This window comes from Pseudomonas parafulva NBRC 16636 = DSM 17004 (assembly GCF_000730645.1).
GTDB lineage: Bacteria > Pseudomonadota > Gammaproteobacteria > Pseudomonadales > Pseudomonadaceae > Aquipseudomonas > Aquipseudomonas parafulva.
On sequence record NZ_BBIU01000005.1, the window covers coordinates 229,554 to 256,173 of the forward strand.

General features: G+C 61.4%; 22 protein-coding genes, 1 tRNA gene and 1 pseudogene. 11 read left to right on the plus strand and 13 right to left on the minus strand.

Annotated features, from left to right (window positions below; all coding sequences use genetic code 11):
• Positions 1 to 92 precede the first annotated feature (92 nt).
• The 7 genes from nuoF to PPA02S_RS03980 all read right to left on the minus strand — a co-directional run bounded on the left by nuoF (position 93) and on the right by PPA02S_RS03980 (position 8,132).
• Positions 93 to 1,457, minus strand: a complete 1,365-nt coding sequence (gene nuoF / locus PPA02S_RS03950) for an NADH-quinone oxidoreductase subunit NuoF (protein WP_028632277.1) — start codon at positions 1,455 to 1,457, stop codon at positions 93 to 95.
• Positions 1,454 to 1,951 carry an NADH-quinone oxidoreductase subunit NuoE gene (gene nuoE, locus PPA02S_RS03955; RefSeq protein ID WP_028632278.1) on the minus strand — a complete coding sequence of 166 codons (498 nt, stop codon included), beginning with the start codon at positions 1,949 to 1,951 and terminating at the stop codon, positions 1,454 to 1,456. The genes nuoF and nuoE overlap by 4 nt, the downstream gene beginning before the upstream one ends.
• Before the next feature lie 2 nt (positions 1,952 to 1,953).
• Positions 1,954 to 3,735, minus strand: coding sequence for an NADH-quinone oxidoreductase subunit C/D (gene nuoC, locus PPA02S_RS03960; protein WP_028632279.1), 1,782 nt, complete (start codon positions 3,733 to 3,735; stop codon positions 1,954 to 1,956).
• A 79-nt stretch (positions 3,736 to 3,814) separates the two neighbouring features.
• Positions 3,815 to 4,492 (minus strand): NuoB/complex I 20 kDa subunit family protein, encoded by a 678-nt coding sequence (locus tag PPA02S_RS03965; RefSeq protein ID WP_008096180.1) that lies wholly within the window; start codon positions 4,490 to 4,492, stop codon positions 3,815 to 3,817.
• A 9-nt stretch (positions 4,493 to 4,501) separates the two neighbouring features.
• Complete coding sequence (locus tag PPA02S_RS03970) at positions 4,502 to 4,915, minus strand: NADH-quinone oxidoreductase subunit A (RefSeq protein ID WP_003251427.1); 414 nt, start codon at positions 4,913 to 4,915, stop codon at positions 4,502 to 4,504.
• 666 nt (positions 4,916 to 5,581) lie between these two features.
• Entirely contained in the window at positions 5,582 to 6,907 is a 1,326-nt protein-coding gene (gene aceA / locus PPA02S_RS03975; RefSeq protein WP_028632280.1) for an isocitrate lyase, read from the minus strand.
• Between the two features lie 490 nt (positions 6,908 to 7,397).
• Positions 7,398 to 8,132, minus strand: a complete 735-nt coding sequence (locus PPA02S_RS03980; protein ID WP_028632281.1) for a secretin N-terminal domain-containing protein — start codon at positions 8,130 to 8,132, stop codon at positions 7,398 to 7,400.
• 141 nt (positions 8,133 to 8,273) lie between these two features.
• On the opposite strand from PPA02S_RS03980, the gene PPA02S_RS03985 reads away from it, so the two are divergent.
• Both PPA02S_RS03985 and PPA02S_RS03990 read left to right on the plus strand, forming a co-directional pair.
• On the plus strand, positions 8,274 to 9,437 hold the full coding sequence (locus PPA02S_RS03985) for an ATP-binding protein (RefSeq protein WP_028632282.1): 1,164 nt from the start codon (positions 8,274 to 8,276) through the stop codon (positions 9,435 to 9,437).
• Between the two features lie 113 nt (positions 9,438 to 9,550).
• Positions 9,551 to 10,993 (plus strand): SulP family inorganic anion transporter, encoded by a 1,443-nt coding sequence (locus PPA02S_RS03990; protein ID WP_028632283.1) that lies wholly within the window; start codon positions 9,551 to 9,553, stop codon positions 10,991 to 10,993.
• Positions 10,994 to 11,029: 36 nt separating this feature from the next.
• Here PPA02S_RS03990 and fusA read toward each other — a convergent pair whose 3' ends face one another.
• Entirely contained in the window at positions 11,030 to 13,141 is a 2,112-nt protein-coding gene (gene fusA, locus PPA02S_RS03995; protein ID WP_028632284.1) for an elongation factor G, read from the minus strand.
• A gap of 73 nt (positions 13,142 to 13,214) precedes the next feature.
• Positions 13,215 to 13,640 carry a hypothetical protein gene (locus PPA02S_RS04000; RefSeq protein WP_028632285.1) on the minus strand — a complete coding sequence of 142 codons (426 nt, stop codon included), beginning with the start codon at positions 13,638 to 13,640 and terminating at the stop codon, positions 13,215 to 13,217.
• 183 nt (positions 13,641 to 13,823) lie between these two features.
• Here PPA02S_RS04000 and PPA02S_RS04005 point away from each other — a divergent pair, with 183 nt between their 5' ends.
• Positions 13,824 to 14,126, plus strand: coding sequence for a hypothetical protein (locus tag PPA02S_RS04005; RefSeq protein WP_028632286.1), 303 nt, complete (start codon positions 13,824 to 13,826; stop codon positions 14,124 to 14,126).
• Between the two features lie 3 nt (positions 14,127 to 14,129).
• Here PPA02S_RS04005 and PPA02S_RS04010 read toward each other — a convergent pair whose 3' ends face one another.
• On the minus strand, positions 14,130 to 15,380 hold the full coding sequence (locus PPA02S_RS04010; RefSeq protein WP_028632287.1) for a 2-aminoadipate transaminase: 1,251 nt from the start codon (positions 15,378 to 15,380) through the stop codon (positions 14,130 to 14,132).
• Between the two features lie 300 nt (positions 15,381 to 15,680).
• Between PPA02S_RS04010 and PPA02S_RS04015 the strand changes: the two genes are divergently transcribed.
• Positions 15,681 to 17,063: an amino acid permease gene (locus PPA02S_RS04015; protein WP_028632288.1), complete on the plus strand. Its 1,383-nt coding sequence runs from the start codon at positions 15,681 to 15,683 to the stop codon at positions 17,061 to 17,063.
• 58 nt (positions 17,064 to 17,121) lie between these two features.
• Positions 17,122 to 17,619: a PaaI family thioesterase gene (locus PPA02S_RS04020; protein ID WP_028632289.1), complete on the plus strand. Its 498-nt coding sequence runs from the start codon at positions 17,122 to 17,124 to the stop codon at positions 17,617 to 17,619.
• 6 nt (positions 17,620 to 17,625) lie between these two features.
• Here PPA02S_RS04020 and PPA02S_RS04025 read toward each other — a convergent pair whose 3' ends face one another.
• Positions 17,626 to 19,236 carry an inorganic phosphate transporter gene (locus PPA02S_RS04025; RefSeq protein ID WP_028632290.1) on the minus strand — a complete coding sequence of 537 codons (1,611 nt, stop codon included), beginning with the start codon at positions 19,234 to 19,236 and terminating at the stop codon, positions 17,626 to 17,628.
• 212 nt (positions 19,237 to 19,448) lie between these two features.
• Between PPA02S_RS04025 and PPA02S_RS04030 the strand changes: the two genes are divergently transcribed.
• The 6 genes from PPA02S_RS04030 (at position 19,449) to PPA02S_RS04055 (ending at position 23,643) form a co-directional block, all read left to right on the plus strand.
• Entirely contained in the window at positions 19,449 to 19,883 is a 435-nt protein-coding gene (locus PPA02S_RS04030; protein ID WP_028632291.1) for a GNAT family N-acetyltransferase, read from the plus strand.
• A 105-nt stretch (positions 19,884 to 19,988) separates the two neighbouring features.
• Positions 19,989 to 20,378, plus strand: coding sequence for a helix-turn-helix domain-containing protein (locus tag PPA02S_RS04035; protein ID WP_028632292.1), 390 nt, complete (start codon positions 19,989 to 19,991; stop codon positions 20,376 to 20,378).
• A gap of 63 nt (positions 20,379 to 20,441) precedes the next feature.
• Positions 20,442 to 21,080, plus strand: a complete 639-nt coding sequence (gacA, locus tag PPA02S_RS04040; RefSeq protein WP_028632293.1) for a response regulator transcription factor GacA — start codon at positions 20,442 to 20,444, stop codon at positions 21,078 to 21,080.
• Between the two features lie 5 nt (positions 21,081 to 21,085).
• A complete protein-coding gene (gene uvrC / locus PPA02S_RS04045) occupies positions 21,086 to 22,909 on the plus strand; it encodes an excinuclease ABC subunit UvrC (protein ID WP_028632294.1) in 1,824 nt (607 codons plus the stop codon).
• Between the two features lie 33 nt (positions 22,910 to 22,942).
• A complete protein-coding gene (gene pgsA / locus PPA02S_RS04050) occupies positions 22,943 to 23,503 on the plus strand; it encodes a CDP-diacylglycerol--glycerol-3-phosphate 3-phosphatidyltransferase (RefSeq protein WP_028632295.1) in 561 nt (186 codons plus the stop codon).
• Between the two features lie 64 nt (positions 23,504 to 23,567).
• Positions 23,568 to 23,643 (plus strand) — tRNA-Gly (locus PPA02S_RS04055).
• Between the two features lie 702 nt (positions 23,644 to 24,345).
• On the opposite strand, the pseudogene PPA02S_RS04060 reads toward PPA02S_RS04055, so the two are convergent.
• Positions 24,346 to 25,161, minus strand: a pseudogene (locus PPA02S_RS04060) (IS110 family transposase); the annotation flags it as partial.
• A 325-nt stretch (positions 25,162 to 25,486) separates the two neighbouring features.
• Entirely contained in the window at positions 25,487 to 26,515 is a 1,029-nt protein-coding gene (locus PPA02S_RS04065) for a Shedu immune nuclease family protein (protein ID WP_028632296.1), read from the minus strand.
• Positions 26,516 to 26,620: the final 105 nt, after the last annotated feature.

Genomic DNA, 26,620 nt, shown 5'->3' on the forward strand with positions numbered 1-26,620 from the left:
GCTAATGGAAATCGGTGGGCCCGCGGCTCGCGTCAAACCTGCGCGCGCCTGCAAGGCCGGCGGGTGGCACGGACCACCCGCGTTTCATCTTGTTATGCGCCAACCGTAATCGGCTGGCCCAGGTTCGGGCGCAGGGTGTCGGCAGCGCTTGCTGGCGCGACACCGGCCTCGAACTCGGACCGGAAGTATTTGATGGCACTGCCCAAGGGCTCGACGGCACCCGGTGCGTGAGCACAGAAGGTACGGCCTGGGCCGAGGAAGTTGACCAGGCCCAGCAGCGTCTCGATGTCTTCGGCGCGGCCCTGGCCTTTTTCCAGGGCGCGCAGCATCTTCACGCTCCATGGCAGGCCATCACGGCATGGGGTGCACCAGCCGCACGACTCGCGGGCGAAGAACTCCTCCATGTTGCGCAGCAGCGAAACCATGCTGACGCTGTCGTCCACGGCCATGGCCAGGCCCGTACCCATGCGGGTACCCACCTTGGCGATGCCACCGGCGTACATCTGTGCGTCGAGGTGCTCGGGCAGCAGGAAGCCCGTACCAGCGCCACCCGGCTGCCAGCACTTGAGCGTGAAGCCGTCGCGCATGCCACCGGCGTAGTCCTCGAACAGCTCGCGGGCAGTCACGCCGAATGGCAGTTCCCACAGGCCCGGGTTTTTCACCTTGCCGGAGAAACCCATCAGCTTGGTACCGTGGTCCTCGCTGCCTTCACGGGCCAGCGCCTTGTACCAGTCGTTGCCGTTGGCGACGATGGCCGGCACGTTGCACAGGGTCTCGACGTTGTTCACGCAGGTCGGCTTGCCCCACACACCCACGGCGGCAGGGAAGGGCGGCTTGGAGCGCGGGTTGGCGCGGCGGCCTTCCAGCGAGTTGATCAGTGCTGTTTCTTCGCCGCAGATGTAGCGCCCGGCACCGGTGTGCACAAACAGCTCGAAGTCAAAACCGCTGCCCAGCACGTTCTTGCCCAGCAGGCCGGCGGCCTTGGCTTCATCGATGGCGCGGTTAAGGTTCTTGGCGGCGGTGGTGTATTCGCCACGCAGGAAGATATAGCCGCGGTAGGCCTTCAGGGCCCGCGCACTGATCAGCATGCCTTCGATCAGCAGATGGGGCTGTTGCTCCATCAGCATGCGGTCCTTCCAGGTGTTGGGTTCCATTTCGTCCGCGTTGCACAGCAGGTAGCGGATGTTCATGGATTCGTCTTTGGGCATCAGGCCCCACTTGACGCCCGTGGGGAAGCCAGCACCACCCCGGCCCTTGAGGCCGGAGTCCTTGACTGCCTGCACGATGTCGTCCTGCGACATCTGCGCCAAGGCCTTGCGGGCACCGGCGTAGCCGTTCTTGGACTCGTACTCGGCCAGCCAGACCGGTTCGCCGTCTTCACGCAGGCGCCAGGTCAACGGATGGGTTTCGGCCGAACGCGCAATGCGGTTGGCCGGGCCGAAGGAAGTAATGGTCATACGTAACCCTCCAGCAGCTTGGTGACACCGGCAGGCTGCACGTCGCCAAAGGTGTCGTCGTCGATCATCAGGGCCGGGGCCTTGTCGCAGTTGCCCAGGCAGCACACCGGCAGCAGGGTGAAGCGCCCGTCGGCAGTGGTCTGGCCCAGGCCGATGCCCAGCTCGCTCTGGATCTGGCTGACGACCGATTCATGGCCGCCGATGTAGCAGACCATGCTGTCGCACACGCGGATGATGTGGCGGCCAACGGGCTGGCGGAAGATCTGGCTATAGAAGGTGGCCACACCTTCCACGTCGCTGGCCGGGATGCCCAGCACTTCGCCGATGGCGTGAATGGCGCCGTCCGGCACCCAGCCACGTGCCTTTTGCACGATCTTCAAGGCTTCGATGGACGCCGCACGCGGGTCCTCGTAGTGGTGCATTTCGTGCTCGATGGCCGAGCGCTCGGTTTCGCTCAGGGCGAAACGGTCGGTTTGGATAAGCGTGCTGTTCATGCTTAGCGGTCCACGTCAGCCATAACGAAGTCGATACTGCCCAGGTACGCAATGAGGTCGGCGACCATGCTGCCCTTGATCACCGAAGGGATCTGCTGCAGGTGCGGGTAGCTCGGCGTCCGGATGCGGGTGCGGTAGCTCATGGTGCCGCCATCGCTCGTCAGGTAGTAACTGTTGATGCCCTTGGTCGCCTCGATCATCTGGAACGACTCGTTGGCCGGCATCACCGGGCCCCACGAGACTTGCAGGAAGTGGGTGATCAGGGTTTCGATGTGCTGCAGGGTGCGCTCTTTGGGCGGCGGTGTGGTCAGCGGGTGGTCCGCCTTGTACGGGCCCTCCGGCATGTTGCGCAGGCACTGGTCGATGATGCGGATACTCTGGCGCATCTCTTCCACACGGACCATGCAACGATCGTAGGCGTCGCCGTTGTGGGCCAGCGGTACTTCGAACTCGAAGTTCTCGTAGCCGGAGTACGGGCGGGCTTTGCGCAGGTCGAAGTCGCAACCGGTGGAACGCAGGCCGGCACCGGTGGTGCCCCACGCCAGGGCTTCCTGGGTGTTGTAGGCAGCGACGCCGATGGTACGGCCCTTGAGGATGCTGTTTTGCAGGGCCGCCTTGGTGTACTCGTCCAGGCGCTTGGGCAGCCATTCGACGAAGTCCTTCACCAGTTTGTCCCAGCCGCGCGGCAGGTCGTGGGCAACGCCACCGATGCGGTACCAGGCCGGGTGCAGGCGGAAACCGGTGATCGCCTCGATCACGGTGTAGGCGCGCTGGCGGTCGGTGAAGGTGAAGAACACCGGGGTCATGGCGCCTACGTCCTGGATGTAGGTACCCAAGAACAGCAGGTGGCTGGTGATACGGAAGAACTCGGCCAGCATGATGCGGATCACATCGACCTTCTGCGGCACCTGGATGCCGGCCAGCTTCTCGACCGCCAGTACGTAAGGCAGGTTGTTCATCACCCCGCCCAGGTAGTCGATGCGGTCGGTGTAGGGGATGAAGCTGTGCCAGGACTGGCGCTCGGCCATTTTTTCGGCACCACGGTGGTGGTAGCCGATGTCCGGTACGCAGTCGACGATCTCTTCACCGTCCAGCTGCAGCACGATGCGGAAGGCACCGTGGGCCGAAGGGTGGTTGGGGCCCAGGTTGAGGAACATGTAGTCCTCGTTGGCGCCCTGGCGCTTCATGCCCCATGCCTCTGGGTTAAAGCGTGCCGACTCTTCTTCAAGCTGCTGCTTGGCCAGGGTCAGGCTGTAGGGGTCGAACTCGGTGGCGCGGGCAGGGTAGTCCTTGCGCAGCGGGTGACCTTCCCAGGTGGGCGGCATCATGATGCGGCTCAGGTGCGGGTGGCCGGCAAAGTCGATGCCGAACATGTCCCACACTTCGCGTTCGTACCAGTTGGCGTTCGGCCAGATGCTGGTGACCGAAGGCAGGTTCAGGTCGCCTTCGCTGAGCGACACCTTGATCATCACGTCGCTGTTTCGTTCGATGGACAGCAGGTGGTAGAACACGCTGAAGTCGGCCGCCGGCAGGCCACGGCGCTGGGTGCGCAGGCGTTCGTCGACGCCGTGCAGGTCGTACAGCATGCTGTACGGTTTGGCGACGCCGCGCAGGAAGCTGAGCACCTCTTTGAGCTGGGCGCGCTTGACCCACAGCACGGGCATGCCGGTGCGGGTTTCCTGGGCGACGAATGCTTCGGCGCCAAAACGGTTGTGCAATTCGACGACCACATCCTGGTCGTCTGCCTTGTAGGGCGGAATGAAAATAGCGTTGTCCGCTGTCATGGTCTCGGTCGCTTTGGGTCAGCGTTAAGAATGAAGCCAGGCCGCCGGCTCCTTGAGGAGCGGGCGGCAGGTCGCTGGATCAGACTTCGTCGGGGCTGCGCAGGTTGGTGACGGCAATGCGCTGCTCACGACGCAGGTCTTTCTGGGCGGGCATCTCGGCACGGTAAATGCCTTGATCACCCACTACCCAGGAAAGCGGGCGTCGTTCCTGGCCGATCGACTCCTGCAGCAGCATCAGGCCCTGCAGGAACGCCTCAGGGCGTGGCGGGCAGCCAGGCACGTAGACATCCACGGGGAGGAACTTGTCGACCCCCTGAACGACCGAGTAGATGTCATACATGCCGCCGGAGTTGGCGCACGAACCCATGGAGATGACCCACTTGGGTTCGAGCATCTGTTCGTACAGGCGCTGGATGATCGGCGCCATCTTCACGAAGCAGGTACCGGCGATGACCATGAAGTCGGCCTGACGCGGCGAGGCCCGGATGACTTCGGCGCCGAAGCGGGCGATGTCGTGGGGTGCCGTGAAGGCCGTGGTCATTTCCACGTAGCAGCAGGACAGGCCGAAGTTGTACGGCCACAGGGAGTTCTTGCGGCCCCAGTTGACCGCCCCACGCAGCACATCTTCGAGTTTCCCCATGTAGATGTTCTTGTGGACCTGGTCCTCCAGCAGTTGATCGGTGACGGTTTCCCGTTCACCGACCGGGTACTGCTCGTTGGGCGCATCCGGATCGATTCTGGTGAGATTGTATTGCATGCCAAAGCCTCATTGTTTCAGCTTCGCTTGCCGCTTGCGACGCCCTTCGGGAGCCCAATCAAGAGCCCCGACGCGCCATAGGTAGACAAGACCTGCCAACAGAATTGCTATGAAAACGAGTGCTTCGACGAACCCGGTCCAGCCGCTTTCGCGGACGGACACAGACCATGCAAAGAGAAAGAGGGCTTCGATATCGAAGATCACGAACAGCATCGCGACCAGATAGAATTTGGCGGACAGGCGCAGGCGGGCGCTGCCAACGGGCAGCATGCCGGATTCGAAGGGTTCGTTCTTGGCGCGGCCCCAGGCCTTGCTACCGAGCAGGCTGGACAGGCCGAGCATGAAGGCACACAGGCCGACGACACCCAGAAGGAAGATGGCAAAGCCCCAGTTGTGGGCGATGAGTCCTGCCGAATCGGACATGCTTGAGTTCCTTATACAGAGACCCAGCTCTGCAGTCTGAATTAAGTAGTACGGCGACCTGGTGTCGCAGACGCAGTGACCAAATGTCGCAGCTGAATCAATCGCGCTGATTTTATGGGTAAACCCGGTGCAAGTAAAATTTCTGTGGCAAATTTATTCGTAGGATTTAGTACAAAACACCTTTGTAACTGGCTGAAAGCCTTGAGATTCGGGGATTGCGAGCGGTTTTGTTAATTATGTTTCTTGCGAGTGGTAACGAATTACAAATCCCGGAATGATAATTAATATCATTTGACTTGGTGCACTGTAATTTGGCTGTTCTGCACCTTGTAAAGTTCATCTGCCGAGTCCCCTACTTGCAAATGCGAAAAGCGCGTGTTCTAGCAGTTTTTGACCGGGCGGGTAGCGCGCCAGGTCAATGGTTTGTCGGTTGAGGGGTCAGGTTGTGTTGTCTCAAGCATAGACCTGATCCTGGGTTTTGCCGGGGATGGCTGTTGGGGTGGGGCTGGCATGTGGTTGGCGGAAGAGGTGTGGCGCTTGTGAGAGCGAGCGCCGCCGCACAACCCAAACCGGCCACATCTGCGCAAATAACGGCTATCTGGCGCCATGCAAAAAAGGCCCGAGGCTTTCGCAAGCCCCGGGCCTTCATTCAACCGCAACCCACTATCAGTGGAATTGCTCTTCCTCGGTAGAGCCGGTCAGCGCCGTCACCGACGACGCTCCACCCTGGATCACGGTGGTCATGTCATCGAAGTAGCCGGTGCCCACTTCCTGCTGGTGCGCCACGAAGGTGTAGCCCTTGCTGGCGTCAGCGAACTCCTGCTCCTGCAGCTTCACGTAGGCGGTCATGTCGTTACGGGCGTAGTCATGCGCCAGGTTGAACATGCCATGCCACATGTTGTGAATACCCGCCAGGGTGATGAACTGGTGCTTGTAGCCCATGGCCGACAGCTCGCGCTGGAACTTGGCGATGGTCGCGTCGTCCAGGTTTTTCTTCCAGTTGAAGGAAGGCGAGCAGTTGTACGACAGGATCTGGTCCGGGTACTCCTTCTTGATCGCTTCGGCGAAGCGGCGGGCTTCGTCCAGGTCTGGCTTGGCGGTTTCGCACCAGATCAGGTCGGCATATGGCGCGTAGGCCAGGCCGCGGGCGATGGCCTGGTCAAGGCCGGCGCGCACCTTGTAGAAGCCTTCACGGGTACGCTCGCCAATGACGAATGGCTGGTCGTACGGGTCGCAGTCGCTGGTCAGCAAGTCGGCAGCGTTGGCGTCGGTCCGGGCCAGGATGATGGTGGGCACACCCGCCACGTCGGCAGCCAGGCGCGCAGCCACCAGCTTCTGAACAGCTTCCTGGGTAGGCACCAGTACCTTGCCACCCATGTGGCCGCATTTTTTCACCGAGGCCAGCTGGTCTTCGAAGTGCACACCGGCAGCGCCTGCCTCGATCATGTTCTTCATCAGCTCGTAGGCGTTCAGCACACCGCCAAAGCCGGCTTCGGCGTCGGCCACGATCGGCGCGAAGTAGTCGATGTAGCCATCGTCACCCGGGTTCTTGCCGGCCTTCCACTGGATCTGGTCGGCGCGGCGGAACGAGTTGTTGATGCGCTTGACCACGGTGGGTACAGAGTCAACCGGGTACAGCGACTGGTCGGGGTACATCGACTCGGCCGAGTTGTTGTCGGCAGCAACCTGCCAGCCCGACAGGTAGATGGCCTGGATGCCGGCTTTTACCTGCTGCACGGCCTGGCCGCCGGTGAGGGCGCCCATGCAGTTGACGAAGTCTTTTTCTGGGCGGAAGGACGGGTGGGCACCTTGGGTGACCAGCTTCCACAGTTTTTCGGCACCCTGGCGCGCCAGGGTGTGCTCCGGCTGCAGGGAGCCACGCAGGCGAACGACATCGGCGGCGGTGTAGGTACGGGTCACGCCTTTCCAGCGCGGGTTCTCGGCCCAGTCTTTTTCGAGGGCTGCAATTTGCTGTTCGCGTGTCAGTGCCATGGAAATAAACCTCGTCGCATCGATCTTGGGGTAATTGTGCTGATGCTCGGGGCCGGTCAGGGGCCAGGCGGTTGTCCTGTATGCAGGCGTGCGACGACGAAGGTGAAGGCGCGAAGGGGAAGGGTGTGCAGGCCAGGCAAACATGTGCTTCGGCAGGTCGGCTCGTGGTTGCCTTGCTGCCCAGCGCTGCGGTTGCCAGTACTGCGGTGATGCGCTTCCGTCCCTCGGGACAACTTCTTCGTTGCAGTCGCAATCCTGTCGAACCGCCTTGTGGGCCGTGTGGACGCGAGGTTACCCCTGGGGTGAGCGGAGTGCACCTCGAAGGCCCCGTTCAGGGCCCCTGATTAGCGGGAGCGAGGCCATCATGCCCTTGGTAAAAAGAGCCTGTCAAACGTTTTGTAGTGCTTTTTTAGGTCTACTACATCTTTGGTCTAATACGACTCGTCAGTCAGTTTCGAGGCCGTTGGTCGAGCCCTTGAGTGGCCTGGATTCACTCCAGAAGCTCCACTTTCACCCGCAGCGTCATGCTATCCCCCCGCTGCGTGCCGTAAGTGCGGCTTGAATCGCTACGCCCTGCGATGCTTTGCGAGTTGGACCCTGCCAGGGGCAACCATTCGCCGAGCTTGCCGGTGATGGTCGTGTCGGTGCTCTGTACTTTCACTACATCAGCACGTTCGCTGCTCATTCGGTCATTATTGGTGCTTATTTGCAGCCTGACGGTGTCGCCGCTCAGGCTTGGGGTTACGTAAAAGCCTTGGGTTACATTGCGGTACTGGGTATCACTGCGCAGGCGCCCGTAGTCATCGGTGCCCACCTGGGTAATAGGAATGCTCTGGCCCAGTTGAATCAGTGCCGGTTGCCCCTCGCTGGCCTGGATTTGTTGCACGCCCCCTTCGCGGTTCTGCGTGCTGTGGCGGATGACCTGGCCGTTGCCGCGGTTATCCTGGTAGTTGCTGTCGTCGTTGTCCACGCTGATGAGCAGGCGTTTGGGGGCGGTGTCCAGCTGCTGCAACAAGGTGCGCAAATCATCGATGCGCTGCGTGCTGGCGTTCACTACCAGCTTGTTCTCGAAGGCGGTCACCGTTCCATCCCCGCCGATGAATGCCTTGGCGGTAGGCAGCAGTTCGGCGCTGCTGCGGTGTTGCAGTGGCAGTACCTCGGTGGCAGCGTGGGCAGCAAAGCTGGCAATGAGCAGCAGGCCGAAGGCAAGAGGGCGTAGCGGCATGGCGTTGATCCCCGCATGGTGGAATAGGCATGTTGGCAAATCTAAAGCACTGTGGCTGAGCCTGAGTGATCCAGGCCCCATTATCTATATTTATCCGTTAAGCTATAAAATATAGTTCGCTAGATAATCAAGGATAAACCTATGAGCCCGTCCCGCCCCATCTTCCGCCGTACCGCGCTGGCAGAGACCCTGGTGCGCGACCTTGCCGGTGAATCACTGGTGGATTACAGCTCGGGTATGTTCCTGGCCGCGCCCAGGCGCACCGGCAAGAGCACCTTCCTCAACAACGACCTTGTGCCGGCGTGCGTGCAGCGCGGCTGGTTGCCGGTGTACGTCGACTTGTGGTCGGACCGCGATACAGACCCGGCCGAACTCATCAGCGGGGCCATCGGCACGGCACTGGCCGGCTTCGAGGGCACGCTGGCCAAAACGGCGAAGAAGGCCGGCATCGACAAGATCAACCTGCTGCGTACCTTGAGCTGGGACTTTACCCGGCCGCAACTGCCTGCCGGCACGACCCTGGCACAGGCACTGGCCGTGCTGCACCAGGTGGCTGGCCAAATGGTCATCCTGATCATCGACGAAGCCCAGCATGCACTCAACAGCGCAGGCGGGCTGAATGCAATGTTTGCCCTGAAGGCTGCGCGCGACCAGCTTAACCGGGGTGACCGGCCAGACGGCTTGCGCCTGGTATTCACAGGTTCCAGCCGCGACAAGCTGGCCAACCTGGTGCTGAAGAGCAAACAGCCGTTCTACGGCGCCAGCATTACCCCGTTCCCCTTGCTGGGGCGTGATTTTGTCGAGTTCATCACCCAGGTGTGGAACAGCCGGCTGGCAGACAGCAACCAGTTCAAGGTCGATGACCTGGAGGATGCTTTCGAGCGGGTAGGGCGGCGGCCAGAAATGCTCGGCAAGCTGCTGGCTGAGGTAAGCGTGGGGCTCGGCGCGGCGGGGAACCTGGGGGCGCTGTTGCGTACGGGTGCGCTGAACCACCAAGCCGGCGTGTGGAGCGACTACGAAAGTGCCTGGAACGACCTGTCGCCGCTGCAGCAGGCGGTGTTGGCAGTGATGGCTGGGCGGGCGCTGGCCGGCCAGCCTTTCACGCCGTTCAGCGAGCAGACCCTGGCCGACGTAAACCGCACCCTTGAGCGCCAGCAGGCGGAACCCAATGCCAGCACGCCGAACGTACAAAAAGCCCTGGACGCGTTGCGCGAAAAGGAACTGGTGTGGAAGGCCAACCGTGGCGAGTACGCGCTGGAAGATGCTTCCATGGCCGAGTGGTTGGTGAAAGGCAGTTTGGCGTAGGTGTCACCCCGGGCAGGCCGCTGATGATGAACGGTGGCCGCTGTCAGACAAATTCCGTAACATCGCGCCCCTGCTTTTTCACTGCCCTTCGCGGGCCGCAACACAGGATGCTCATGAAACCTGCCAACCTACGTGCCGACCTGCTGGCCGGCCTGACGACTTCGTTCGCGCTGGTGCCTGAGTGCATCGCCTTTGCCCTGGTGGCCCACCTCAACCCGCTGATGGGCCTGTACGGCGCGTTCATCATCTGCACCCTGACTGCGCTGTTCGGTGGCCGGCCGGGGATGATCTCCGGTGCTGCGGGCTCGATGGCCGTGGTGATCGTGGCGCTGGTGGTGCAGCACGGCGCCCAATACCTGCTCGCAACAGTATTGCTGGGCGGTGTGGTGATGATCCTGTTCGGTGTGTTGCGCCTGGGCAAACTGGTGCGCCTGGTGCCTTACCCGGTGATGCTGGGCTTCGTCAACGGCCTGGCCATCGTTATCGCCATGGCCCAGCTGGAGCACTTCAAGCAAGGCGAGCAATGGTTGACGGGCACGCCGTTGTACCTGATGGCCGGGCTGGTGGGCCTGACCATGCTGGTGGTCTACGGGCTGCCTAAACTGACCCGCACGGTACCCCCGGCGCTGGTGGCGATCCTCGGCGTGGGCCTGTTGGTGTACCTGCTCGACCTGCCCACCCGCACCCTGGGTGACATGGCGCACATTGCCGGTGGCCTGCCGCCGCTGGCGCTGCCCGATGTGCCCTGGAACCTGGAAACCCTGCGCATCATTGCCCCGTATGCGGTGCTGATGGCCATGGTCGGCCTGCTGGAAACCCTGCTTACCCTGAACCTTACCGATGAAATCACCGAGAGCCGCGGCTACCCCGACCGCGAGTGCGTGGCGTTGGGTGCGGCAAACATGGTGTCTGGCCTGTGCGGCGGCATGGGCGGCTGCGCGATGATCGGGCAAACCGTGATCAACCTCAGTTCCGGTGGCCGTGGGCGTTTGTCGGGGGTGGTCGCCGGGGTGATGATTCTGCTGTTCGTGTTGTTCCTGTCGCCACTGATCGAGCGGATTCCGCTGGCCGCGCTGGTGGGCGTGATGTTCGTGGTGGCCCAGCAGACGTTTGCCTGGGCATCGCTGCGGGTGTTGCACAAAGTGCCGGCCAGCGACGTGCTGGCAATCATTGCGGTGACCATCGTCACGGTGCTGACCGACCTGGCCATGGCTGTGCTGTTCGGCATCATCGTCGCGGCGCTGAACTTTGCCTGGCAGCATGCCCGAGAGTTGTATGCCGACAGCCATGATGACGGGGAAGGCGGCAAGCGTTACCAGGTGCATGGCACGCTGTTCTTTGCCTCCACCACGTCGTTTCTCAACCAGTTCGACACGCCCAACGACCCCGCCCAGGTCACGCTGGACTGCCAGCACCTGAGCTTTGTCGATTACTCGGCCATTGCCGCCTTGAAAACCCTGCGTGAACGCTATGCAAAGGCCGGCAAGCATTTGCGGGTGGTGCACCTGTCTGAGCGGTGCAAGAAGCTGTTGAAGCGGGCAGGGGAGCAGCATTAACGGTTCAGGGCGGGCTGTTTACAGCTAAAACCGCCCCTACCCGCCGCGGTTTTTCTTGACGAGGGTGTCGGCGATGCTGGCCGGCGCCTCGGCATAGCGGGTGAACTCCATGGAGAAGCTCGCCCGGCCCTGGCTCATCGAGCGCATCGACGTGGCGTAGCCGAACATCTCGCCCAGCGGCACTTCCGCGCGGATGACCTTGCCGGCCGGCGTTTCATCACCATCCTGGATAATGCCCCGGCGCCTGCTGAGGTCACCCAGGATGTCCCCCTGATATTCCTCTGGGGTGACCACCTCTACCTTCATCACCGGCTCCAGCAATACCGCGCCGCCGTGTTGCGCCAGTTGCTTGGTGGCCATGGAGGCGGCGATCTTGTAGGCCATCTCGTTGGAGTCCACGTCGTGATAGGAGCCGTCATACACCGCAGCCTTCAGGTTGATGAGCGGGTAGCCGGCCAGCACGCCGTTCTTCATCTGTTCTTCGATGCCTTTCTGAATGGCCGGGATGTATTCCCTGGGCACCACGCCGCCCACAATCTCGTTGATGAACGTTAGCCCCTCGGTGCCTTCGTCACCCGGCGCAAAGCGAATCCAGCAATGGCCATACTGGCCACGGCCACCCGACTGGCGAACGAAGCGGCCTTCAATCTCGCAGGTGTTGCGAATTTTTTCGCGGTACGCCACCTGCGGCTTGCCGATGTTGGCCTCCACGTTGAACTCGCGGCGCATGCGGTCGACGATGATGTCCAGGTGCAGCTCGCCCATGCCGGAGATGATGGTCTGGCCGGTCTCCTCATCGGTGCGTACGCGAAACGACGGGTCTTCCTGGGCCAGCTTGCCCAGGGCGATGCCCATTTTTTCCTGGTCGGCCTTGGTCTTGGGTTCCACCGCTACGGAAATCACCGGGTCGGGGAAATCCATGCGTTCCAGCACAATGGGCTTGTCCAGGTCGCACAGGGTATCGCCGGTGGTCACGTCCTTCATGCCGATCAGCGCGGCAATGTCACCGGCGCACACGTCCTTGATTTCTGCGCGCTGGTTGGCGTGCATCTGCACCATGCGGCCAATGCGCTCCTTTTTGCCCTTCACCGAGTTGAGCACGGCATTGCCAGAGCTGAGCACGCCGGAATAGACCCGGGCAAAGGTCAGCGTACCGACGAAGGGGTCGGTGGCAATCTTGAACGCCAGGGCCGAGAACGGCTCGTTGTCGTCGGCGTGGCGCTCCAGGTGCTTGGTGTCGTCGTCCGGGTGGGTGCCACGGATAGCCGGGATCTCGGAAGGGGCAGGGAGGTAGTCGATCACCGCGTCGAGCATCAGCGGCACCCCCTTGTTCTTGAACGATGAGCCCAGCACGGTGGGCACGATTTCGTTGTTCAGGGTGCGCTTGCGCAGGCCGGCCTTGATTTCGTCGGTCGTCAGCGGCTCGCCTTCCAGAAACTTCAGGGTGAGTGCGTCGTCGGCTTCGGCAGCAGCCTCCACCAGGTGCGCACGCCACTCATCAGCCAGCGCCTGCAGCTCAGCGGGGATGTCCTCTTCGCGGTAGCTGGTGCCCTGGTCGGCGTCGTTCCAGTAGATGGCTTTCATCTTCACCAGGTCGATCTGGCCCATAAAGTGTTCTTCGCTGCCAATGGCCAGCTGAATGGGCACCGGGTGATGGCCCAGGCGCTGGTCGATCTGCTTGACCACCCGCAGAAAGTCGGCGCCCTGGCGGTCCATCTTGTTGATGTAGGCCAGGCGCGGCACCTGGTACTTGTTGGCCTGCCGCCACACCGTTTCGGACTGTGGCTCTACCCCGTCGGCGCCGCTGAACACCACCACCGCGCCGTCGAGCACGCGCAGCGAACGCTCCACCTCGATGGTGAAGTCGACGTGGCCGGGGGTGTCGATGATATTGAAGCGGTACTTGTGGGCGAACTGCTTGGCCGAGCCCTGCCAGAACGCCGTGGTAGCGGCTGAAGTGATGGTGATGCCGCGCTCTTGCTCCTGGGCCATCCAGTCCATGGTCGCGGCGCCGTCATGCACCTCGCCCATCTTGTGGTTGACCCCGGTGTAGAACAGGATTCGCTCGGTGGTGGTGGTTTTGCCGGCATCCACGTGGGCAACGATGCCAATGTTGCGGTACAGCTCGATGGGGGTTGTGCGGGCCATGACAGACTACCTGCGCAGAGGCGGATCCCCCCACGTTAGCAGACGCGGGGGATCCTGCCGTACCGCCTGGCTGTCAGTCGGCCGGGGCCTGCAACTGCCACTGGCCGTCCACGTCGCGGGCCAGGCCACTGGCGGGCAACAGGGCCAGCAGGCGTGGGTGCAGGCTGGCCTCGGTGAAGGTTTTGACGGTGGTCAGGTCCAGCGTGCCGAACAGGCCCAGGTCAGCCTTGGTGTACGACAGCCAGGCCTTTTTCAGTACCTGGGCCACGTCGCTGGCGCAGGTGCTGGCGAAGCGCCGGTGCCATTGGCGGTTGTCGAAGGTAAAGTTGTGCGCAAGGCTGTAGCTGGCCTGGTCCTGGCCTTCGGTGCAGCGGTGGCAGCGGCACGGCCCTTCGCCGAAGGCATTGCGCAGGTAGCTGTTGAAATCCACCACGGGCTTGAGGGACAGGCGTTTGTCCACATCGAACAGGTCGGCGATCAGGGGTTCTTCGGCGCTCACTCGGTATCCTCGTGTGGTGTGGCGTGCATCGGCGGGCACCCTAACAGATCGGGGCAGGCAGATCATCTTTTGCAGGGCTGGCTGCAACGTAGCTGGCCCCGTGATCAGGTCATTAGAGACAACCCCAACCACCTGCCGTACTCTACGCCCCTACAACCCTACCCACCCCCTGAGGTAACCCGTTTGAGCAGCAAGTACCCGTACACCGCCACCGTCACCATCAGCGCCGAAGACCGTGGCGGCGATGCCGAAGCGTCAGAAAATACGGCCATGCGCGTGGGCCTGGAGGCAGTGACCGAAACCTTGAAGAAGGTGCATTTCGTAGGCACCCTCGCTGCCCCGGATAAGCCAGCCACGCACATCTGCGTCACCCTGGAGAATGGCCTCACCTACTACGGTCCGATCGTGAACGGCCACGCCGAACTCGAAGGTGGCTGGATCGCGTTCGAGTCCGACATGCTCACCCCTGAAGAGCTGGGCCTGTAAGCCTCAGTTCAACGCCGCCAGGCACTGCTCGAGGATATCCAGGCCTTCTTCGAGCACCTCGGCCTCGATGGTCAGCGGTGCCAGCAGGCGGATGATGTGCCGGGCCTTGCCGCTGGGCATCAGCAGCAGCCCCTTGGCCCGCGCCGTTTCCAGCACCTTGGTCAGTTGGGCGGGCGCCGGCTTGCCCTCGGCGTCCACCAGCTCGATGCCACGCATGGCCCCCACGCCGGTCAGCCGGCCAAGCGCCGGGCACAGCCCGCTGGCCTTCCATTGCTCGAACCGCTGCGCAATGGCCTGGGCCTGGTGCTCCCCCCAGGTCGCGATGTTGGCGTCGGTCATTTGCGCCAGGCTGGCCAGCGCTGCCGCACAGGCGATCGGGTTGCCGGAGTAGGTGCCGCCCAGCCCCCCCTTGGGCAGCGCGGCCAGTAGCGCCTGGCGGCCAACCAACGCCCCCAGCGGCATGCCGCCTGCAATGCTCTTGGCCAGCAGCACGAGGTCGGGCTCGATGCCCAGCCGGGTAAAGCCGAAGCGCTGGCCGGTGCGGCCAAACCCGGACTGGATCTCGTCAACGATCAGCAGAATGCCATGGCTATCACAGAAGCGGCGCAGCGCCTGGGCAAACCCAGGGTCCATGGCCAGGAACCCGCCTTCGCCCTGTACCGGTTCGAAAATGAACGCGGCCACGTCTTCTACGGCCAGCTCCACACTGAACAAGCGCTCCATGGCCGCCAGCGCCTGGTCACAGCTAACGCCGGTGTCGGCGCTGGGGTAGGGCAGGTGGTACACCGGGCCCGGTAATTCACCGACCCGCTGCTTGTAGGGCGCCACCTTGCCATTGAGGTTCAGGGTGGCCAGGGTGCGGCCGTGGAACCCGCCGTCGAACGCAATGACCGCGCGCTTGCCGGTGGCCGCGCGGGCTACCTTCAGGGCGTTTTCGGCCGCTTCGGCACCGCTGTTGGTCAGCATGCCTGCCACCGGGTAGCTGACCGGCACGAACTGGCTCAAGCGCTCCATCAATGCCAGGTAGGGGCCGTGCGGGGCGGCGTTGAATGCGTAGTGGGTCAGCTGGGCGGCCTGTGCCTGGATGGCCTGCACCACCGCTGGGTTGCAATGGCCCAGGTTGAGCACGCCGATGCCGCCGACGAAGTCGATGTAGCGCTTGCCGTCGGTGCCCCACACTTCGGCGTTACGGCCATGGGAAAGGGTGATGGGGTGAACGATGGCAATGGACTGGCTGATACTTTCCTGGAGCATGGGGACGGGCACCTGTGGTCGGTCAGGTGCTTATCCAAGCCTTTTGGCTGGTAGCCGCGCAAACGAATTATTCGATTGGGGTCATTCCGTGTATTCCTGCAAAATTGAGCTGAAGGGCAAGCTGAGCGCCGGGCTTCTTTGATGTAGTGGGGTTCTGTTAGCCGGTGATGAGGGCATGGGTACCCATATCATTCCCTAGCGGAATCACATACTTCTAAAAGGTCGTTTGTTGCCCCCCGTCGCAGGTTGAATACTGGCCCGGATCCATCAAAAGCATGGCCGATCCAGTAGAGGGTTCTCATGGCTTCCCCAAACAATAAGAAACAGCGTTCACTGCAACATGGCCTTACGTCCCGCCAGGTGTCGATGATTTCGATCGCCGGCATCATCGGCGCCGGCCTGTTCATCGGCTCGTCCAACGCGATTGCCACGGCAGGCCCCGCGATTCTCATCTCCTATGCCATGACCGGCCTGCTGGTGCTGCTGGTGATGCGCATGCTTGGGGAAATGGCCATTGCCAACCCCACCAGTGGCTCGTTCTCCACCTACGCCAGCGAAGCCATCGGGCCGTGGGCCGGTTTTACCATCGGTTGGCTGTACTGGTGGTTCTGGGTGCTGATCATTCCGGTGGAGGCCATTGCCGGCGCCGATATCTTGCATGCGTACTTCCCTCAGGTGCCGTCCTGGCTGTTCGCTTTCGTGATCATGCTGGTGCTATCGGGCACCAACCTGGTCAGCGTCAAGAACTTCGGGGCCTTCGAGTACTGGTTCGCGCTGGTGAAGGTGGTGGCGATCATCGCCTTCATCGTGGTGTGCACCTTGGCCGTCACCGGCTTCTGGCCGCTGGCGCAGGTGTCCGGGGTCAGCCGCCTGTGGGACCAGGGCGGCTTCATGCCCAACGGTTTCGGCACTGTACTGGGCGGTGTGCTGATTACCATCTTCTCGTTCTTCGGTGCCGAAATCGTCACCATTGCTGCAGACGAAACGGCTAACCCCAAGGATAAGATCCGCCGTGCCACCAACCTGGTGGTGTACCGCATCGCCATCTTCTACCTGGCATCGATCTTCCTGGTGGTGTCGCTGGTGGCCTGGAACGACCCCGGCCTGAAGGCGGTGGGTTCGTTCCAGCGGGCACTGGAGGTGTTGAATGTGCCCGGTGCCAAGCTGCTGGTGGATGTGGTGGTGCTGGTGGCCGTGACCAGTTGCATGAACTCCGGCCTGTATACCGCCTCGCGCATGCTCTATTCGCTGGGTGCCCGCGGCCAGGCGCTCAGCGTTACCCGGCGCATCGCCGGCTCCGGCGTGCCGACCGTGGCGGTGGTGTTCTCTACCCTGGCCGGCTTTGCCGGGTGCCTGGTCAACTATGTGTTCCCGGGCAAGGTGTTCGGCTTCCTGCTGTCTACCACCGGTGCGATCGCCTTGCTGGTGTACCTGGTAATCGCCGTGTCGCAGTTGCGCATGCGGTCCCGCGCCGAACGGGAAGGGCGGCCGCTGGAGCTGAAGATGTGGCTGTTCCCCTGGCTGACCTGGCTGGTGATCGGCACCATCGTCATGGTGCTGGGGTACATGCTGTTCAGCGACGCCTACCGCTACGAGACGCTGATGACGGCAGCGGTGACGGCGTTCATTCTGCTGGTGTCGCTGACCCAGCGGCGCGGCTCGCAGCTTGCCCAAACGGCCTGAGGCTTCTGCTTTAATGGGGGGCGTTGCGCGCCCCCATTTCAACAAGCACAGGAAGCGTATGAACCACACCCTCACTTGCCTGCAGGCCCTGGCTGCACCAGACGGTATCTGCTACGGCTGCGGTTGCGCCCACCCCAGCGGCCTGCACGTGCAAAGCCACTGGGATACAGACGGTATTCACCTGGTCTGCCGCCACACCCCCGACAGCACATTTACCGGTTGGCCCGGCCTGGTTTACGGCGGCCTACTGGCAATGCTGGTGGACTGCCACTCCAACTGGACGGCCATGGCCTACCACTACCGCTGCGAAGGGCGCGAGCCCGGCAGCCTGCCCCGCATCGACTGCGTGACCGGCAGCCTCGGCCTGAACTACCTGAAGCCCACGCCCATGGGCGTCGAGTTATTGCTCAAGGCCCGGGTAGAGGGGGAAGTGGGGCGCAAGAGCCGGGTGGTCTGCGAAGTGTGGGCCGGCGATACGCTAACCGTTACCGCCGATTCTGTTTTCGTACGGGTAGACACCGACAAGCTCAGGCTCAAGGCCCACGGGCACAGCTGAAGGCGTTCAGAACACCTGGCTCAACACCCAGTACAGGCAGCCGGCAAGCAACATGGCGGCGGGCAGGGTCAATACCCAGGCCATCAGCAGGTTCAGCAGTGTGCGTTTCTGCAGCCCTGAGCCGCTGGCCACCATGGTGCCGGCCACGCCCGAACTCAGCACGTGGGTGGTGGATACCGGCAAGCCGAACATGTCTGCCGCGCCGATGGTGCACATGGCCACTACCTCTGCCGAGGCGCCCTGGGCGTAGCTGAGGTGCTGCTTGCCGATCTTCTCGCCCACGGTAACCACAATGCGTCGCCAGCCCACCAGGGTGCCCAGCCCCAGGGCGATGGCCACCGCCACCTTGACCCACAGCGGAATGTAGCGGGTAGCGTCGTCCAGTGCCGCCTTGAACTGTTTCAGTTGCTGGGCAGTGGTGGCATCCAGCGCTACCAGCCGGTTCTTGTCGATCAGGCGGATGCTTTCGCTGGCCAGGTACATGTCATTGCGTATGTTGGCCATGGCCTCGGCGGGTACCCGCTTCAGCGAGCCGTAGCCTGCGACCTGCTCGCCAATCATGCCGCTGAGCGCGGCCAGCGCTGGCAGCAGTTGCGGGCTGGCCTGCGGCTGAACCAGAAACGCCGTGAGCACCTGGCGCGGGTCGCCCTGGATGGGCGCGGCACTGCCAAGCGCCTGCCGGGTACCCTGCGCTATAGCAGCAAAGCCTTGTGCCTGGTCATCCGGCATGGTCTTGTTGAGGGCATAGGCCATGGGCAAGGTACCCACCAGTATCAGCATGATCAGGCCCATGCCTTTTTGCCCATCGTTGGAGCCATGAGCGAATGACACCCCGGTGCAGGTAAGGATGAGCACGCCGCGAATCCACCAGGGCGGTGGCGTGTTGCCCTCGGGCGCCTGGTACAGGGCCTTGCGCTTCACCAGCGCCCGCAGCGCCACCAGCAGCAGTGCGGCACAGGCAAAACCAATCAGCGGCGAGAACAGCAGGGCGTAGCCCACCTTGCTGGCTTGCGCCCAATCCACGCCACTGGTGCCTGCCCGCCCGTGCATCAGGGCATTGGCCACCCCCACACCGATGATCGAGCCGATCAACGTATGGGACGACGAGGCCGGCAGCCCAAGCCACCAGGTGCCAAGGTTCCAGATAATGGCCGCCAGCAGCAGCGCGAAGACCATGGCGAAACCGGTGGTGGAGCCAACCTGCAGAATAAGCTCTACCGGCAGCAGGGCGACGATGCCGAATGCGACCGCGCCGCTTGATAGCAGCACCCCGAGGAAGTTGCACAACCCTGACCACACCACCGCAACGGGTGCCGGCAGGGCATGGGTGTAGATCACCGTCGCCACCGCGTTGGCGGTGTCATGGAAGCCATTGACGAATTCGAACCCCAGGGCGATCAGCAACGCCAGCCCAAGCAGCACAAAAGGGGTGAAGGTAGTGACCACGGTGCCGCTGGCGGTCACATCCTGCTTCAGGCTCCAGGCGGTGTAGGCAATGCAGGCAAGCAGTATGCCGAAAAACAGCAGTACAGCGGCGCGCCCAGGCCGATGTTGCAGTTGCGGGCGCGAATCACGCTGGGCCAGTTGCGGGTGCATGGCCAGTGACGGGGTTGCCATGGGGGCTCCAGTTGGCATTGGGCGAAGGTGCCGAATGGCCCCCAGCATAAAAACATACGCTGATGTCACCGTGACCTCGGTCAATGAAATACCCAGGCCGCAGGTAGCAGGTGGTGCTAGGTTGAATCTGAGGATGCCTGCACAATGATGGCCGCACGAAGGGTTCGGCTACCGGGCCTTTTACCCTGCAGGTTTTCACAAAGGGCAAGTGAATGGCGCTGCAATTGACCCCCGCCACAGACCACGACCTGGATTTCGCCCGTAACCTCACCCGGCAAGCCATGCTGCCCTATTACCGGGAATACGACCTGCTGTGGGTGGAGCAGGCGTTCGACCAAGCCTGGGGCTGGCGCGAGCAGTGGCTGGTCACCCAGGGCGATACGGTGTTGGGTTTTTGCAGCCTGAGCCAGGACCGCCAGGCGCTGTTCATTCGCGAGCTGCACCTGTTGCCAGCGCACCGGGGCCGCGGCGTGGGTGCCTGGGTACTGGAAACCCTGGCCCAGTGGAGCCGCCAACGGCAACTGGGCTTGCTGCGGCTGATGGTGTTCCGCAGCAACCCTGCCAGGGGCCTGTACCAGCGCCACGGTTTCGTGGAAATGGGCGAGGACGAATGCTTCGTGCGCATGCAGCGCGTGATCGACCAATAACGCCAGGGTGGCTTGTGGTAGATGGGTTGCATCGGCATAGTGGCCCCATGGACCCATGTGGGGGTTGGCCCCCATGCACATGCCAAGGGATAAGGAGATGCCCGGATGAATGGAATCGGCCCGCGCCTGCGGGAAGAACGTGAAAGGCTGGGCATGACCCAGCGAGTATTCGGTGACATCGGCGGGGTTGAACCCAACGCCCAGGGCAAGTACGAAAGCGGCGAACGCACGCCGCGTGCGGACTACCTGGCAGCAGTGGCAGCCAGCGGGGTGGATGCGCTTTATGTGCTCAGTGGCCAGCGCACACCGCCCCCGCTGGCGGGCCTTAGCACGGGCGAAACCGGCCTGCTGAGTGCCTTCCGCCAGTTGCCGAGCGACGACCAGGCGGCGATCTGGCACCTGTTGGGGCGTTTGGCGGACGACAGGCAAGTGCAGCAGGGCACCAGGCGATCAGGCACCACCCGTCAGCCGTTTCTGACGGAAGCAATGCGCTAGGCCCGCTGTGAAATTTTTTGTTAAGGTGGCGGGATCCAATCGCCCTGCTGAAGAGGTGTGTGCTTGATTAGGGTTTTGGTGGTCGATGACCACGATCTGGTACGAACCGGTATTACGCGCATGCTGGCCGATATCGACGGCCTGCAGGTGGTGGGTGAGGGTGATTCAGGCGAATCGGCGCTCAAGCTTGCCCGCGAGCTGAAGCCCGACGTGGTGCTGATGGACGTGAAAATGCCCGGCATCGGCGGCCTCGAAGCTACCCGCAAGTTGCTGCGCAGCCACCCGGACATCAAGGTAATTGCCGTTACCGTCTGCGAAGAAGACCCGTTCCCCACGCGCCTGCTGCAAGCCGGCGCAGCAGGGTACCTGACCAAGGGCGCCGGCCTTGACGAAATGGTCCAGGCCATTCGCCTGGCCTTCGCCGGCCAGCGCTACATCAGCCCCCAGATTGCCCAGCAGTTGGCGTTGAAATCGTTCCAGCCCCAGGGCTCACCGTTCGATACGCTGTCTGAGCGCGAAATCCAGATCGCGTTGATGATTGTCGGCTGCCAGAAAGTGCAGATCATCTCCGACAAGTTGTGCCTCTCGCCCAAGACCGTCAATACTTACCGGTATCGGATCTTTGAAAAACTCTCGGTCACCAGCGACGTCGAACTGACCTTGCTGGCCGTTCGCCACGGTATGGTCGACGCAAGCCTGTAAACCTCATGTCCCAAGTTTTTGATGCCAGCGCATTCCTGGCGACCTGCAGCGGTCGCCCGGGCGTTTACCGGATGTTCGATGCCGACGCCCGGCTGCTGTACGTTGGCAAGGCCAAAAATCTCAAAAAGCGCCTGGCCAGCTATTTTCGCAAAACCGGCTTGGCGCCCAAAACGTCTGCGCTGGTAGGCCGTATCGCCCAGGTAGAAACCACCATCACCGCCAACGAAACCGAGGCGTTGCTGCTGGAGCAGAACCTGATCAAGCAATGGCGGCCGCCGTACAACATTCTGCTGCGCGACGATAAGTCCTACCCCTACGTGTTCCTGTCCGATGGCGAATTCCCCCGCCTGGGCATCCACCGTGGCGCCAAAAAGGCCAAGGGCCGCTACTTCGGCCCATACCCCAGTGCCGGCGCCATTCGCGAGAGCCTCAGCCTGCTGCAAAAGGCATTTTCGGTGCGCCAGTGCGAAGACAGCTACTACGCCAACCGCACCCGGCCCTGCCTGCAGTACCAGATAAAACGCTGCAAGGGCCCCTGCACCAACCTGGTCACCCCCGAGGAATACGCCGAAGACGTGCGCCACTCGGTGATGTTTCTGGAAGGGCGCAGCCAGCAACTGGGGAACGAACTGAACGCCGAAATGGAAAAGGCCGCCATGGCCCTGAATTTCGAAAAGGCCGCCGAGCTGCGCGACCAGATCGGCCTGCTGCGCCGCGTACAGGACCAGCAGTACATCGAGGGCGGCACGGGCGACGTCGACGTCATCGCCGCCTTCGTCAACCCGGGCGGCGCCTGCGTGCACATGATCAGCGTGCGCGGCGGGCGGGTGCTGGGCAGCAAGAACTTCTTCCCCCAGGTGGGCATCGAGGAGGACGTGGCCGAGGTGATGGCGGCGTTCCTGTCCCAGTACTACGTGGGCAACCCCGAGCGCGAGCTGCCAGGCGAGCTGATCGTCAACGTGGTGCACGAAGACTTCGTCACCATCACCGAGGCGCTGCACGCCCTGCGCGGCCGCGAGCTCACCATCAGCCACCGGGTGCGCGGCACCCGCGCCCGCTGGCAGCAGCTGGCGGTGACCAATGCCGAACAGGCGCTCAACGCGCGCCTGGCCAACCGCCAGCACATGGCGGCCCGTTTCGACGCCCTGGCCGAAGTGCTGGGCCTGGACGAAGTGCCCCAGCGCCTGGAGTGCTACGACATCAGCCACTCCAGTGGCGAAGCCACCGTGGCCAGTTGCGTGGTGTTCGGCCCTGAAGGCCCGGTGAAGTCCGACTACCGCCGCTTCAACATCGAAGGCGTCACCGCAGGCGACGACTACGCCGCCATGCACCAGGCGCTGACCCGCCGCTATGGCCGCATCCGCGACGGCGAAGGCAAGCTGCCAGACGTGCTGCTGGTGGACGGCGGCAAAGGCCAACTGAACATGGCCCGCGACGTGATGCAGGAGCTGGGCTTCAGCGAGCTGACCCTGCTGGGCGTTGCCAAGGGCGTCACCCGCAAGGCCGGCTTCGAAACCCTGTACCTGAACGACGTGCACCACGAATTCACCCTCAAAGGTGATTCCCCGGCGTTGCACCTCATTCAGCAGATCCGTGACGAAGCCCACCGCTTTGCCATTACCGGCCACCGCGCCAGGCGCGGCAAGGCACGGCGGGTGTCCAGCCTGGAAGATGTGGCCGGTGTCGGCCCGAAGCGCCGGCGTGACTTGCTGAAACATTTCGGCGGCCTGCAAGAGCTCAACCGCGCCAGTGTCGACGAGATTGCCAAGGCACCGGGTATCAGTAAAAAGCTTGCCGAGTCGATTTATGCCAGCCTGCATAGCGAGTAGAATGCCGGGTTCAACCCGCGGCCAGTCGTACCGATGAATATTCCAAACCTGCTCACCGTTCTACGCGTTCTGCTCATCCCGATTTTCATCCTGCTGTTCTACATGCCGTACCACTGGAGTTACATGGCGGCCAGCAGCGTGTTCGCCGTAGCCGCCGCCACCGACTGGCTGGATGGCTACCTGGCGCGTCGGTTGCAGCAGAGCACCCCGTTCGGTGCCTTCCTGGACCCGGTGGCAGACAAGTTGATGGTGGCTGTGGCCCTGGTGCTGCTGGTGCAAACCCACGCCAACTTCTGGCTCACCCTGCCAGCGGCCGTCATCATTGGCCGCGAAATCGTGGTGTCGGCACTGCGTGAATGGATGGCCGAACTGGGCGCGCGGGCGCACGTGGCCGTGTCTAACCTGGGCAAGTGGAAAACTGCCGCACAAATGCTGGCGTTGGTGATTCTGCTGGGTAACCCACCGGCTGTTACCTTCTGGGTGATTCTGGGTTACGGGTTGTTGCTGGTGGCGGCGGGGCTCACCCTGTGGTCGATGGTGCATTACCTGCTGGCCGCCTGGCCGCACTTGCGCGAAGGCTCTGAGCAGAAATAAAAGTTTTTTTGAATCAAGGGGTTGACGCCGTTTTGGATATCGCTAAAATGGCACCCATCACGACGCGGGAATAGCTCAGTTGGTAGAGCACGACCTTGCCAAGGTCGGGGTCGCGAGTTCGAGTCTCGTTTCCCGCTCCAAATATAGATCTGCAGGCTTTTGGGTTTGTGGGTTGAAGAAAAAAGACGCTTAGGCGTCTTTTTTTGTTTCTGGCTGGTGGTGGTCAGAAATAGTCAGGCGTTGTGGTCTTGCCTGATCGACGCAGCAGTAGATCGCGCTAACGGGGCCTGCGGTTTCTCTTCCCCGTTCTTTCCTGTGGTCAACGGTCGATTGGCCCATGATATACATGATCCGCCTAGGCGCTTAGAGCGCCCGATGCTGCTCGCACGGGCACGCACAGCACTTCGAATTATTGTCGGATTGCCAAAGGGCTGCTTTGCAAAGCATGGGGTAGTTGTGGCCGACGCAACTCGTTGCCCGGTTCAAATTACGCGTGAGTATATCCAGATCGCCCGGCAGGCAGGCGTTCCCAGCCTATCTCTGTTATTCGGCAACACTGACCAAATGGGAGGCAGCCAAAGGACGGTAGTTTTACGGAACGGGCTTGGATGAGCAGCCGTGTCACGTCGCACAGTGGTGAGTAGCTGTGCGCACGTGGATTGTCCGTTTTCGACCATAACGGATGTTGCGCCTCACAGCGGACTTTGTGGGAGCAACTGTCTTCCACAACAACCTACAAGTTAGCGCAATCACTGTGGGAGCGGGCTTGCCCGCGAATACGGGCGAAGCTCGTGCCATCCTCTGCATAGCCTGCTTCGCGGGCCCGCCCGTGCTGACGCCGATCACGCTGCTTTTCCGATCTGCGTCGCATCTGCTGGCTGAGGCAAGATCAAATCTCGCCAGGGTGTACCCGTCTTGAGCATCGCATTCAGACGTACGATGAAAGTTCTCATACACGCCACCAGAGCAACTTTGGCCACTTTGCCTCGACCACGCAGCGCCTCATAACGGTCCTTAAGGGCCGGGTTGTGTCTCACAGCCACAAGCAGAGCCATGTACAGCGCCGGCCTGACTTCAAACCGGCCTCCTGAGATAGAGCGCTTGCCCACGGACTTTCCGCTGTCGTAGTTAAAGGGCGCCACACCGACCAGGGAGGCTATTTCCTTGGACTCAACGCGACCCAGTTCCGGCAGAAGCGCTACCAGCTTGCTTGCTGTCACCACCCCAATACCCTTCACTTGGGTCAGCTGAGCGACTCGCTCATCATTAAGCTTTTCGGCCTGCTGCCTGATCGCTTGCTCAACCAACTTAATCTGCGACCGGAAGTACTGGAGATTGGCTTTAAGGAAATCGGCCACGACCAGTGACTGGGCTTGTTTCAGGCGCCGCCGGTCATCGTCTCGCTGCTGGACCAGCCGATCACGCTGTTGCAGCAGCTCTCGCAGAAGCGCTCTATCAGGGCTGATTTTCAAGGCAGGCTGGTCTGGAATGACCTCGGCGTAATGGGCCAATACTTCGGCGTCGATAGCGTCGGTCTTGGCCTTGACGCCCATCGAGTCAGCGAAGTTCCGGGCTCGTAAGGGATTTACGCGGATGACCTTGTAGCTCGCGTCTTGCAAAAAACGCATGACATCACGCTCATAGCCACCTTTGGCTTGGCCCACGCTTGTGATTCGAGATCAGAGCCGCATCCAACTGTTCGGGCTCTCGGCAAAGTGGAACGGTGAATGGCAGCTTGTGCTCCCACTCGTGCTCATGGCACCTGCGGCACTCAGCTTGCCATTCACCGCTCTCACACCAAATTCTAATTCAACCTCAAGACACAAGCGGGTAGAGGAGCCAGGATGGGCAGTCGAGGCGACCTCGAAACTGATGCAGCCCCTCATTATGTCATCGTGCGCATCGCTCGACTGAATACACGCAAATCGGTCCCTTATTCCGCCCGCCAGCACAATCTCACTGATAACAAAAACCATCTTACAATTACAACTGATGAAATGTTGCAAATTGCTGGTAAAGCTCATCAAAAGTCACAACACTCACGTGCGACGCAACTGCCTGGCGCTGAACCTCAAATGCTTTTAACTTTTCTGAGTCAGACCCAAGACTACTCAAATCCCCAACAATCAAGAAGCAACGAGGTGAAAAAACCTCAAAAGGCACGGGTGAGTCACACCTCTTCTGGAAGTAATATTTAATTAGCTCACTGCGCTGTATAAGAACCTGAGAAATGGCACCGGATACGTCCTTGGAGAGCGGGTAGGTTCCACGATACTTAGAGCCCAGCAGCTTTGTAGCTGGCGCCTTGATCTCAACCAAACTAATATTGTTAATTTTATTTAGAAAAGCAAAGTCAGACCTAAGATCTCCAGCACCAGATGTATTTGTACCCCCAACATGAAATTCGCTTTGCAACAGTACTGCATGCCCTCCAAGAAGGCGTTCTAGCACGCCTTTTCGCTCCTCAAATTCTTTCTGCCAAAAGCGCTCATCTCCCTTCATTAGATCTCGATTTTTTGACCAAACTTCCAGTGCCAGCGCAATATCAGACGAATAAATTCCGCGCTCAATTAGGGGCAGCACATCGTTGGCTACCACGACATTGTTGAAGTCCTCTACCACCTCCACAATTTGACCAGCAAGGTCAAAAGCTGACGAATCAGGCTCATTGCTCTTAATATACTCTATCAATTGAGCCAGACTTCTTCTTGAGATCGCAACGCAGTTCATAAAATTTCTAAAATAAATATCGGAATCAAATCTTTCAGAAACTTCATGCTTACTTGCTTTTTCCCCAATTAGTTCGCATACCCTCTGATTAACGCTATCATCAAGCGAATAAAGCATTTCCTCAGCAGTTTCAAGAGGCTCCGAAGCAAAGCCCGGATGACACAGCTTTAGGCTCAATGCTAACGCTATCTTAGAGGCATCCTGGGGTCTAGCCTTTCTTAAGTCTTCCGATAGTTGCATAGCGTCCAAAAATGCATCAATGTCAAATTTCTTTTGTTTCATCCGATCAACCCTTTTATGCTTTTTGTGCCTCACCACTCGCTAAAAGAAAAAGCCAGAGTGCCCCACAAGCTATAGGGGCGGCCCGCCGCCGCTCCCCAGCGCTTC